Genomic DNA, 11,982 nt, shown 5'->3' on the forward strand with positions numbered 1-11,982 from the left:
TCTATTTTATCACAAATGCTGCAAAAAACGCCCTATTGGACGTTTATTTTTATAATGTAAAGTCAATTAATCCTGCCAGTCTTTTAATCAGAATGGCCCCTACTAAAAGAGAAGCCAATTCTCCAACAGCTGTTGTAAACCAGGTTAGTAAAAAGGGCGATCCAAAATAAGCCAACTCAGCAGCTACCGTAATCATTGAAGCTGAAAAGAAAAAAGCAAAGTAAAGATGCGACTTGATCATTAGGCCGCCTAAGATTTCCTGATGATTGAATTTATCAAACAGCCATACGCCTAGACTGACAAAAAGCAAAGTTGAACCGCCGCCAACAAGAACATCTATCCAGCCGTAAGCAAAAAAATTAGCAATAACACAACCTAAGGTAACAGCTAAAATGTACTTGCGATTATAGAAAGCTAAAAAGTTCAACATCTCTGAGATACGAAACTGATACGGACCGTAGGAAATAGCATTTAACGGCGGGGTAACCGTTAAAACGACATAAATAGCCGCCACAATAGCAATCTGTGCCAAATCACGTATAGATAATTCTTTCATAATAAAACTCCTCTTTGATAAGTCATCAGCTTAAGCCGCTTAATGATTGGAAAGCCTAAACTGATGATTATCTCTAATATGCTCGGTCAAAGGGGACTAAGTACCGAGAGTTGTGTAAACAACTTGATTAGTCTACCATATTCCAAACAAAAAGGGAAGCCTTTTAGGCTTCCTCATCAGTATTGGTTTTCTGAGAATTTTGTTTTGTATCCTCATTTGAAAATCTTTGAATGATGGTCAGAACATCTCCACGTCTGCTCTGCAATTCTCCCGTGCGCAATTCCTGAAAGGTCGCATTAAAAATAGCCCCCAAAATCAGAATATGCGCTAAAAAGATAAACCAAAGCATAAAAACAAAGATAATGATAGAACCAAAAAGCTTAATATCCACCATATTTGTCACACGCTCTACGACATAATTTCCAAAGAGGCTGGACAAAAAGGTGATGACTAGGGTTGTAAAAACAGTCCCCGGCATAACATAGCGGAATTTGGTGATTTTCACATTTGGCAAAACAAAATAGAGCAGCGCCAAAGCAAGAAAGATAATAACAAAAGTTGCTGGCTGTCCAATATTTAGAATAAAGCTGGACAGGGTCTTACTAATGTCATAATGATGAGATATGATTTTCAATGCCGCTTGTGAAAAGGTCGAAACCAAAAGAGAAAAAGTCAGCAAAAAGAGAATAATGAGTCCCAAAAAGATCCCCACAATATGACTAATAAAAACATCACGGTGTTCTGAGGCACCGTAGGCCTTATTGACTGCTTTTTGAAGCGACGACAGCGATTTTGTCAGGGTCCAAAAAGCTGTTACTGTTGCGACCCCCAGAATTCTCCCCGATGGTTTGGAGAAAATATCTCTGACAATGCCGGCCACAGAACTATAAAATTGCTCTGGAATGTGATCCTTAAGAAAGGCCAGCATATCACCCGTATCAATACTGAGATAGGGAAAAATATTAGCTGCGATAACCACCAGCGGAAAGGCTGTTAAGATCATATAATAGGCTACTGCAATAGCCGACAAGTCCAGCTCAGCACTGCGATAATGTTTGAGATAAACTTGTAAAGGGCGCCACTGCAATTTATCCAGTAAACGCGCTAATAAACCCGGTCGTTTCATATCAGTAAGTTCTTTCTTCTCCTTGGGAAGTTAAGATTTTAGGACCATCTTTTGTGATAACAAACTGATGTTCATATTGACAGGAAAGACCGCCATCTAAAGTTTTATGAGCCCATCCGGTTTTCATATCCGTATCAATTTCCCAAGTGCCTGTATTAATCATCGGCTCAATCGTTAAAACCATTCCTTCCTTGAGACGGAGTCCGCGGCCTGCTGTACCGTAATGGGGCACCATTGGCTCCTCATGCATAGTTGGGCCAACACCGTGGCCGACCAAATCGCGCACGACACCATAGCCAAAACTCTCTGCATAATCTTGAATGGCAGCTCCAATATCACCGATTCGATTGCCAATAACAGCCTTTTCTATCCCAATATAAAGTGCCTCACGGGTAACATCCATGAGCTGTTTAACTTCATCAGACGGTGTCCCAATAGCGTAGGCCCAGCAGGAATCAGCTAGCCCTCCTGTATAGCTTTGCGTTTGTTTTTTCATTTCTGCTACATCGTCAAAATTCAACTTAGATACATCAAGAACAGCTCTATCTAGTGGCTCTGACAAAACCATATCTACCTTGAGTAAATCACCATCTTTCAGGATATAATGACGCGGGAAAGCGTGAGCCACTTCATCATTTAGACCGCAGCAAGTCGCATAAGGATAGTCCATAACACTGCCATCTACACCAATTTGAAGCGGCAGGACATTTTCCTCTTTACAGCGGCGGCGGACATATTCTTCCACTTCCCACATATCTAACCCCGGTTTTAAAAGGTCACGTAAGCCCAGATGAATGCTGGCTAGAAAGTCACCAGCCTTGTCCATAGCTTCAATTTCACGGGCAGATTTAAGTGTAATCATTTTTAATTTTCTCCTTAGGTTAATAGCTGAGCTTCATCAGCCAATTTAAGTTATTTTTGTCACAATTTCAGCCTTACAGACAATTTGATGATCCAGCGCTACTTCCATATCTAAATGAGCACTTCGACGATTCGAGGCTACTATTTTAGGAGAGACGTCCAATTTATCATCAATCTGAACGGCCTGTAAAAAGTATATCATTATTTGCTCAATGATAATATTTCTTTGATCTTTTTGAGCTAAAATCCGATGAGTCACTTCTTTCAATATTTCTGTCAAAACACCATGTGTCAGATTGCCAGAATTATCAATCATAGCAGGTTCCACAACAAAACTGAACTTCTGTTTTTCCTGTTCCAAATTGGCAACCATCTGGTCGCTATAGGTATGAAGATCCCCTCGATTCATTTCCTGAAGATTTTCCATAACCTGCCGGCGTGTTATAACACCAAGCAAACGATGATCTTTGTCTGTAACAGGCAGCATATCAAAATCTTCAAAAATCATTTTCTGAGCTACAGCTGCTAAACTAATTTCTAGCCTTGTAGTTGTCGGATTGGTTGACATGACCTTGGTTAAAGGAATTGTCAGAGACTGATTAGCCACATCACGCATGCTAACCACTCCCACAACCTTATCAGTTTCATCCAAAATAGGGAAACGAACACGGTTAGTGCGCTTTACCATATTTTGATAATCCCGAACTGTCATGTCTGAGCGTAAAAAGCTATGTTCATCACGGGGACTGTAGACTTGCGCCACCGTTTTGATATCAGTCTTGATACGGACATTGGAACGCGCCTGATTGATGATACTGGCTACCGTGAAAGTATCGTAGGCTGTTACCATAACGGGGATGCCCTTTTTACGCGATAGGTTTTGTACATTTTCCGAAACTGAAAAACCACCTGTAACTAAGATTGCATTCTCATTTTCTAGGGCTAAAAGCTGGATATCTTCTCTATCGCCAACAATGAGCAACCCTCCGGTAGTCAAATAGCGAGTGATATGCTGAAGGGTCATTGCACCAATATAAAACTTGCTAAAAGCATGGCTGAGCCCCGCATGGCCTGATACCACTTCAGACTCCGTAATATCAGCAATTTCAGCAAAAGTCAGCTTGTCCAAGCGTACCTGAACTTTCTTTTCAATTCTAACGGTTCCGCTACGTGGCTTAGTCTCCACTAATCCTCTGTTCTCAGCTTCTTTGATTGCACGATAAGCTGTTCCGTCAGACACGCGCAGATGGTTAGAAATGCTGCGCACGCTGACCCTTTTGCCGATGGGCAGTCCTTCTAAATAATCCAAAATTTCCTGATGTTTACTCATAAGCTAACCATCCATTTCATAGCGAACGTAATCACGCATACGGTGTGTGTAGCGGTCAGACCCTTTAAACTGAGATACTAATTGAAAACCGGCTTTTTGAGCTACCTGAATTGAAGCAGCATTTTCCTTGTGGGCAATAATAACTAATTTTTCAAGCCCAAAGGTCTCAAATGCCAGCACAGCCAAATTTTGAACCGCCTCAGTCATCAATCCCTGTCTTCTGCAGTCTTTTCGTAAAAAATAGCCCAGCTCTGCTATCTTGCCAGAATCATCAAACTTCTCAAAGCGAATAGAACCAATTAAAGTCCCTGTCTCCTTAGAGCAAATAGCCCATACCCCTAAAGGCTCTTTCATAAAATAATGAACCAATAAATAATCACTTTCCGTTTTTTCAACTCGGGCAGGAAAGATAAAGTCAAGGTTATCCGGTTGAGAAACAATCTGGTAAAAGTCCGCTGCATCACTGTAAGCAAAAGGTCTAAAATCCAGACGGTTTGACTCAAAAAAAGCAAACTGTCCTAATTTTGTCCAAATATCCATAAAGCTATTATAGCACAGTTCAATTAAACAAAAAAGCTGAGACCTTGTGTCTCAGCCCTCAAACTTAGTCTTCAATCAGCTGAATGTCCGCACCGAGTGCTGTTAATTTTTCAATAATATTTGAATAACCGCGCAGGATAAATTCGATATTCGTAATCTCAGTCCTTCCTTGCGCCATAAGACCGGCAATAACTAATGCGGCACCTGCACGCAAGTCTGTTGCCTTAACTGAGGCACCTAACAGCTGATTTGGGCCTTTATAAACGATTTGACCGCCTAAAGCTTGAATAGATGCTCCCATACGAGCCATCTCCGGAACATGATTGATCCGTTTTTCATAGATAGTATCAATGATCTTACCACGGCCGGACGCCTTCAGCAACAATGGCGTAATAGGCTGCTGCAAGTCTGTCGCAAAACCAGGATAAGGGGCCGTCTTTATATCAACAGCTTTAAGATGATCTTGCCCTTCTACAAACACCGCATCCTCTTCAACCGTCATACGAACACCCATTTCTTCAAGCTTAGCAATAAAGCTTTCTAAGTGTTCATACAAAACATTTGTCACACGAACGCCTTGGCCAATAGCTGCCGCAAGTGCAATGTAAGAACCTGCTTCGATACGGTCTGGAATAACTTGATGCCGTGTTCCGTGGAGCCTCGTCACACCTTCAATAGTGATGACATCTGTACCAGCACCTCGAATATGAGCACCCATATTATTAAGAAGCGTTGCGACATCAATAATCTCAGGCTCACGCGCAGCATTTTCAATGACTGTACGACCATCAGCCTTGGCAGCAGCAAGCATCGTATTAATGGTTGCACCGACACTGACTGTATCCATATAAATGTGAGCACCTTTAATCCTAGAGTTTTTAGTAGCAATCCGCATCGCATCTTTTTCATAAGAGACGCTGGCCCCCATTGCCTCAAAAGCCTTTAGGTGCAAATCAATCGGGCGCGGTCCTAAGTCACAGCCGCCCGGCAGACCGACAGTAGCCTGCCCATAACGCCCAAGCAAACTGCCATAAAAATAGTAGGAAGCACGCAGGCTGTTAATCTTGCCAAAAGGCATGGGCATATCTTTAACCCCGCGCGGATCAATTTCAAGGGTATCACCGTCACGTTTGACACTTCCTCCCATCAATTCAATGATTTCTACCAAGCTATCTACATCGCTGATAGCCGGCACACCATCTAAGGTGACCGCATCATCTGCTAAAATAATGGCTGGAATTAAGGCTACCACAGAGTTTTTGGCTCCTGAAACAGCAACTTCTCCCTTTAAAGTTTTCCCACCATTGATGACAATTTTACGCATACAGTTCAATCTTTCTCAATCTAGAATATCAACCTTATCATTCTATCATAGATTGAAAGTTCTGACAAATCGAACTTACCCGCAGTCTTTAATGAACGGTCTGGACAGACCAGCTGCGGATACCTGAATAACGAATTGCACCCTGTTTATCTGTCCTATAAATAATCAACTGTCTTTTTTCAAAACGCTCCAATGTTTCATCGTTAGGGTGCTTGTAACGGTTATTAATTCCAGCAGAAATTAAAGCTGTACTAGCAGACAGATGGTCTAAAAAGACTTCGCTGGATGAGCCTTTTGAACCGTGATGGCCTGCTTTTAACACATCAGTTCTGAGATTAGGATAGGCTGCTATCAAAGCTTCTTCTCCTTCTGCTTCTAAATCCCCTGTAAAGAGAAAACGCTTGTTTAAAAAATTCCCAAACAGAACAACCGAATCATTATTGCCTCCGTCACCTGCTGTTAAAGGATAAAGCACCTGCAGCCGACTGCCCATAATTTCAATGCTGTCACCCGCTGTCAAAACACGCACGGGAAGCTTTAAAGCTTTCAAACGATTGACAAAATCGCCATTGGTTAATGAGCCTTGGCTAACGCAGATTTCTTTGACAGCGACTGTTTTTGCAACCACCTCCAAATCACCGATATGATCGGTGTCTGTATGGGTTAAAACCAAATGATCAATACTGGAGATACCGCGTGCTTGAAGATAAGGAAGCAATGTATTTTCAGCGTTTGCGGTTTCTGAACCTTTTTGCCACTCGTCTTCCTGAGCAAAACTCACCTTGCCCCCAACATCTATAAGGACAGTCTCTCCTTTCATATCTCTGATAAAAATGCTGTCGCCTTGGCCTACATCAACCATTGTTATTTCATTGACTAAAGGAAATTTAACCCAAAGAAGCAGGACTGCCAGCAACAGGAAAAGACAGTTTCTCAATTTGACTCTTTTCCAAAAATCATACAAGGCAAAAAGCACTAACAGCAAGAAAGCCAACTGCAGATGCGAAGGTTTTCCAAAAACTAAAGGGCCACCTAAAAAACGACTAACAGCGGCTAAAACACTCTCCATATAAATAAAAAATGGATTAATAACATCTATAATGATAAAAAACGATACCAGAAAAAGAAGACTCAGAATTGGCAACAGCAAAACATCAAAAATCACAGAAAAAATTGCAGTTAAGAGTAAACTGACGGGCTGAAAGGTTCCATAGCTGTAAATTAAAATCGGCAAAACACCCAGACTCAAAGCTAGACTAGTAAAAGAAGCCTGCTTAATAGAAGGCAGCTTATCAAAATCTAAAATAGCTAGGATAAATGCATAAGTAAAGCTCAGCACACCGCCTATAGTCAAAAGATAATGAGGCAGAATGAAAAACATAAAAAGTAAGGTTAGGCCTATATTGTCCAATTTTTTAAAGCCTAATTCTGCTAAAACAGCCTGTAAAAGACTACGTAAAACAGAGGCCGTAAACCCTGTTAAAAAAGCATAGCCGATAGAAAAAGGAATCTGTAAGTAAAGCAAATAGTCTAAAGGCAGTCCCAATCGTAAAAAAGTCTTTCTAAAGATTCCCAAAAAGAAGCCTACCTGCATACCAGACAAAGCAAAAAGATGAATGATTCCCAAGCTAGTATAAAGATCACTTATCTGGTCAAATTCTTTATCCAGATAACCAAAAAGCAGACCGGTCATATAGTGCCGCATTGGATTGGGGAAATGTGTCTGAATATGTACTATAGCCTGTCGGCGCAGCTGTCGTAAACCATCAAAAAACGAAAGATTCTTAATGGGACTAAGATTGTTAATGGTCTTTATTTTTCCTATTCGGTAAATGCCCTGTGCTTTCAGGTAACTCTTGTAATTAAATCCTTGGAAATTGCGCTGTTTGGCAGGTTCAGATAAGCTGATTTTTCCCACCAGCAGGCTGTTTCTTGTTAGCCGCTGAAAATAAGATTTTTCCTTTTCCGTTTTTAAAGAATAATAAAGCTGATAAAGACGCCCGCCAGACTTCCCCCTGAAAGATAAGGAGTCTCCGTTAACAGATATGCTGTCTGAAATAACCGTAACCTGATTCAAACTGTCGGGTTCTGATTGGTCTAAATGCCCTGCTCTAAAAGCTAAAAAGAAAAAAGAAGTCAAAAAGAAAAGACAGATAAAGCCTACCTGTCTTAATGCTCTGCCATTTTTCCAAAAAGACCGTAAAAAGCAAAGAAAACAGATAACTGCTAAACTAACCGTAAAAGAAGAAAGGGCAAAGACGAGGCCGTAAAGAGCCATTACCAATAAGGCCAGCTCAATAGGCTTGATAGCCAGCTTATCAATCCACATAGACAGATTCCTTGATCTTTTCAAATGTTTTATCGCCAATTCCAGAGATGTTTTTTAGCTCATCCACACTCTTGAAACCACCATTTTCTTCCCGATAGGCGATAATATCTGCAGCTTTTTTCTCACCAATTCCAGAAACAGTCTGCAATTCTTCAGCTGTTGCTGTATTGAGATTGATTTTATCATCGTTTTGCTCAGATACCGCAGAGCTATCCGTTTCTTGACTGCTGGCAGAAGAGGAGGTGACAACGCTAATATTTTCTCCTTTAGCTGCTACATAAATGACTGCCTCATCTGATAAATTTGCAGCGAGATTAACAGAATTCGCATCAGCCGTTTCTGTTAGTCCGCCGGCAGCTTCTACCGCATCCATTACCCTTGAGTTTGCTTTCAAGGTATAAACACCAGGATTTTTAACAGCACCTTTGACATCTACAGTAACCTTACTGCTGCCTGCTTCATGAGAGACTTGCGACGAGCTTTGGTCGCTGCTCGTCTGACTGGCAGCAGCTGTCAAATCAGCATAAGCATTAGAACTCTCATGAGTTTGATTTCCTGTGCTGTAAGTTATTAGCAGTATAATCAGCAAGACTGCGCTGACCACTGCCAAACTTGCTGTTAATTTATTACTCTTTAGTTTGCCAATAATATTTTCTAACATGTCTTTCCTCCTATGGCTTTGGAATAAGATTTTCGATACGATAGGAAATTCCAAATGCCAGCAATATCACAATAAAAGTCATACTGATCAAAATTCCCAATACCAACGTTGTTTTCGTCATTTTTCCTCCTTACTTTATTATTCGAAAAAGAGCACAAAAAAACGTGCCTAAAAGACACGTTTTGCAAAATTATTTTTTCATTTCCTGATCGCGGTGCTTTTCTGGATTCCATACAAAGCTGGCAATATAACTAAAGAGCAGTGTTAAAAGAACAGCGACAATTGCTACAATACCAAGCGGTATACGATAAATATAAGTTAGAAAATTTGGTTTTTTCCCAGACTGGAAAGCTTCATTTTCAGCATCCAAACGATCAAATTCGGAATGAATACGTTTGGCTACTTCTTCAATTCCTTCATCATTCATACGCTTGACATCCGAGACATCAATGGGATTCCCAAAATTCATGTCAATACGCTGACCTGATAAAAGACCGCTCAATTCGCGAGGCCCTTCATAAACGACCGGCATAATTTTGACTTTAGTCATTTTGGCAATGACAGCCACACCACCTTTGACATCATTGGAATGACGGCTGCCAGAAGGAAACATAATCAAGCTGCGCTGACTTTTTTTCAGCATATTAACTGGGTATTTGATCGCTTCTTGTCCAGGATTATCACGGTCAATAGGAAAAGCACCGCACATCCGAATCCACCAGCCAAAAATACGATTGTTAAACAATTCCTTTTTAGCCATAAAAATAAACTGTTTCGGACGGGCTGCAAAAGCCATGTAAACAGGATCCCACCAAGTTCGATGGGGAGCAACTAAAATGTAATTTTCATTTTTATCAAGCAGTTTGTCACGATGATGGTAATGAGCATTGCCATTAATAATCCATAAGAGAAAGACTACAAGACCTCGTAAATAAGCGTAAAACACGTTTTCTCCTCTGTTTCTAAATTTTTTTCCATTATACTAAAAATTCGTGAATATTTCAGCTTATTTTGCGATATAATAAACTTATGAAAAAGAATATCCTCTTACCCCTTCTTGAGCTGCTAAAAAAGCACCGTCAGCTATTTAATCTGATTTTTATACTAACGGATTTTAGTTTACTGATTGTTTTAGGCTTTTTTATCTGGAACAATGGGCAGAGCAAAAAGCAGGAAAGTCAGCAGACAGCTAGCTCTGCTATTTCCAAAAGCCAGAAGGAGACCAAACAAAGTTCATCTGACTCTCAAGAGACAGTTGACACCAGTCTGCTGCAGTCCGGCAGCAATCATAATATCGCAGCTGATGCTTATGCCCATAATGCAGCAGAAATCAGGAGCTACATTGATGGAAGTACACCTACGAATCAAAAACTTGTCTTTCTGACTTTTGATGACGGCATTGATAGTAATGTTACACCGACTATTCTTGACACGCTCAAAAATTACGGAGTCCCAGCTACCTTTTTTGAGGTCGGCTACACCTTGACTTCCAGCCATCAAGAATTGATTCAGCGGCAAATTGCAGAGGGGCATGCCATCGCTATTCACAGTATGACACATAATTTTAGCCTTCTCTATCCAGGACGCGTTCCAAATACAGCCACTATTATTTCTGAGATTAATCAGACTCAGGCAGCTCTGCAAAATCTGCTAGGGAGTGACTTTCATACCAATGTTGTCCGTTACCCCGGCGGACATATGTCTTGGTCTGGCTTGGAAGAGGCTGACGCCCAGCTAGCTGCTCAAGGCATGCAATGGATTGACTGGAATATGTTAGTCGGTGATGCTGAGCCTGCTGCCGTACGCCCGACAAACTCAGAAACGATGATGACCTACTTGCAAAATTCTATGCGTAAATTTCCTGATAGCCCCGTCAAGGTTGTCCTTATGCATGATATTACAGGCAAAGAATTAACGGCGCAGACCTTGCCGCAGATTATTGAATATTTTCAAAATCAAGGCTATAGCTTTGGCGTCCTTGAATAAACTGTTCCCAAGGGGACAGTTTTTTTATATAATAGAGAACATGACAAAATCCATTTTAAAAGACGGAGAGCGCATAGACCAGCTCTTTTCAACCGATGTGAAAATCATCCAAAACAAGGACGTCTTCAGCTATTCTATTGACAGTGTACTCCTGTCTCGCTTTCCTAAAATACCTGCACGCGGTTTAATTGTAGATCTCTGCTCTGGCAATGGTGCTGTAGGCCTCTTTGCTTCAACAAAAACTAAGGCTAAGATTGTTGAGATTGAAATTCAAGAACGTTTAGCGGATATGGCGGAGCGTTCCATTCAGCTCAATAAACTAGAACATCAGGTTTCTGTAGTTAATGATGACTTAAATAATCTGCTTGATCATGTGCCTCGCTCTCAGGTTGATTTGATACTCTGCAATCCTCCGTATTTCAAGGCAACCGAAACCTCCAAGAAAAATCTGTCTAAGCATTATCTGCTGGCACGTCACGAAATAGCAACCAGCCTTGAAGAAATTTGCCAAGCTGCTAGACACGCTCTTAAATCCAATGGCCGCTTAGCGATGGTACACAGACCAGACCGTTTTTTGGAAATCATTGAGACACTAAAAGCCTATAATCTTGCCCCAAAAAGGATTCAGTTTGTTTATCCTAAACTAAAAAAAGAAGCGAATATGCTCCTGATTGAAGCTATCAAAGACGGTTCAACCGAGGGACTTCATATCTTGCCGCCCTTAGTCGTCCATAAGGAAAGCGGCGATTACACTGACGCTATTTTTGAGATTTATTTTGGAAAAATGGCAGAGCAGACTATGAAAAATAAGCCATCAAGTACCAAAAAAGCCTACATGTACGTTCTTGAGTGCGCTGACGGCAGTCTCTATACCGGATATACGACTGATATTGACAAACGTCTTAAAACACATAATGTCGGAAAAGGCGCTAAATACACCAAAGCTCGCCTCCCTGTCAGACTCATCTATTCAGAAAAATTTGACAGTAAAGAAGCTGCTATGTCAGCAGAAGCCCTATTTAAAAAGAAAACACGACAGCAGAAACTGGAATATATTCAAAGCCATAAAGGCGAATATTCCTCCATTTGCGATGAACAGCCAGGAAATTAAACGCTAATGTTGGAGAAATGCTTTAAAACGATTTGATGACCCAAGTAAAAAACTCTATTTGATAACAATTTAATGACAAAAATCAGTAACACAAAACAAAAACATATCATTTGTGTCAAATTAAAAACAAAAACTCTTAATCAGAAATAAAAACGAAA

The 11,982-nt window shown here is 40.8% G+C and carries 11 protein-coding genes and 1 riboswitch; of the genes, 2 read left to right on the plus strand and 9 right to left on the minus strand.

Translation table 11 applies throughout. From position 1 onward, the window contains the following. Nucleotides 1-49: 49 nt before the first annotated feature. From ACVRZ8_RS02145 to ACVRZ8_RS02185, 9 genes are all read right to left on the minus strand, one after another. Nucleotides 50-556 (minus strand): QueT transporter family protein, encoded by a 507-nt coding sequence (locus tag ACVRZ8_RS02145; RefSeq protein WP_447447683.1) that lies wholly within the window; start codon nucleotides 554-556, stop codon nucleotides 50-52. After that, a riboswitch (PreQ1 riboswitch) is annotated at nucleotides 557-696 on the minus strand. Between the two features lie 23 nt (nucleotides 697-719). After that, nucleotides 720-1,682, minus strand: a complete 963-nt coding sequence (locus tag ACVRZ8_RS02150; protein WP_447447684.1) for a YihY/virulence factor BrkB family protein — start codon at nucleotides 1,680-1,682, stop codon at nucleotides 720-722. A 1-nt stretch (nucleotide 1,683) separates the two neighbouring features. Then, nucleotides 1,684-2,544 carry a methionyl aminopeptidase gene (locus ACVRZ8_RS02155; RefSeq protein ID WP_447447685.1) on the minus strand — a complete coding sequence of 287 codons (861 nt, stop codon included), beginning with the start codon at nucleotides 2,542-2,544 and terminating at the stop codon, nucleotides 1,684-1,686. Nucleotides 2,545-2,589: 45 nt separating this feature from the next. Continuing rightward, nucleotides 2,590-3,873 carry a CBS-HotDog domain-containing transcription factor SpxR gene (gene spxR / locus ACVRZ8_RS02160; protein WP_447447686.1) on the minus strand — a complete coding sequence of 428 codons (1,284 nt, stop codon included), beginning with the start codon at nucleotides 3,871-3,873 and terminating at the stop codon, nucleotides 2,590-2,592. Between the two features lie 3 nt (nucleotides 3,874-3,876). After that, nucleotides 3,877-4,413: a GNAT family N-acetyltransferase gene (locus ACVRZ8_RS02165; RefSeq protein WP_447447687.1), complete on the minus strand. Its 537-nt coding sequence runs from the start codon at nucleotides 4,411-4,413 to the stop codon at nucleotides 3,877-3,879. 64 nt (nucleotides 4,414-4,477) lie between these two features. Then, on the minus strand, nucleotides 4,478-5,737 hold the full coding sequence (gene murA / locus ACVRZ8_RS02170; RefSeq protein ID WP_447447688.1) for a UDP-N-acetylglucosamine 1-carboxyvinyltransferase: 1,260 nt from the start codon (nucleotides 5,735-5,737) through the stop codon (nucleotides 4,478-4,480). An 88-nt stretch (nucleotides 5,738-5,825) separates the two neighbouring features. After that, nucleotides 5,826-8,066: a DNA internalization-related competence protein ComEC/Rec2 gene (locus ACVRZ8_RS02175; RefSeq protein ID WP_447447689.1), complete on the minus strand. Its 2,241-nt coding sequence runs from the start codon at nucleotides 8,064-8,066 to the stop codon at nucleotides 5,826-5,828. After that, nucleotides 8,056-8,727 (minus strand): helix-hairpin-helix domain-containing protein, encoded by a 672-nt coding sequence (locus ACVRZ8_RS02180; protein ID WP_447447690.1) that lies wholly within the window; start codon nucleotides 8,725-8,727, stop codon nucleotides 8,056-8,058. Before ACVRZ8_RS02180 ends, ACVRZ8_RS02175 begins: the two co-directional genes overlap by 11 nt. Nucleotides 8,728-8,917: 190 nt before the next feature. After that, complete coding sequence (locus ACVRZ8_RS02185; protein WP_447447691.1) at nucleotides 8,918-9,673, minus strand: lysophospholipid acyltransferase family protein; 756 nt, start codon at nucleotides 9,671-9,673, stop codon at nucleotides 8,918-8,920. A gap of 83 nt (nucleotides 9,674-9,756) precedes the next feature. Between ACVRZ8_RS02185 and ACVRZ8_RS02190 the strand changes: the two genes are divergently transcribed. Both ACVRZ8_RS02190 and ACVRZ8_RS02195 read left to right on the plus strand, forming a co-directional pair. Continuing rightward, a complete protein-coding gene (locus ACVRZ8_RS02190; RefSeq protein WP_447447692.1) occupies nucleotides 9,757-10,713 on the plus strand; it encodes a polysaccharide deacetylase family protein in 957 nt (318 codons plus the stop codon). A 40-nt stretch (nucleotides 10,714-10,753) separates the two neighbouring features. Then, nucleotides 10,754-11,824: a GIY-YIG nuclease family protein gene (locus ACVRZ8_RS02195; protein WP_447447693.1), complete on the plus strand. Its 1,071-nt coding sequence runs from the start codon at nucleotides 10,754-10,756 to the stop codon at nucleotides 11,822-11,824. The last annotated feature ends 158 nt before the right edge of the window (nucleotides 11,825-11,982 follow it).

Source organism: Streptococcus dentiloxodontae, from assembly GCF_053206925.1.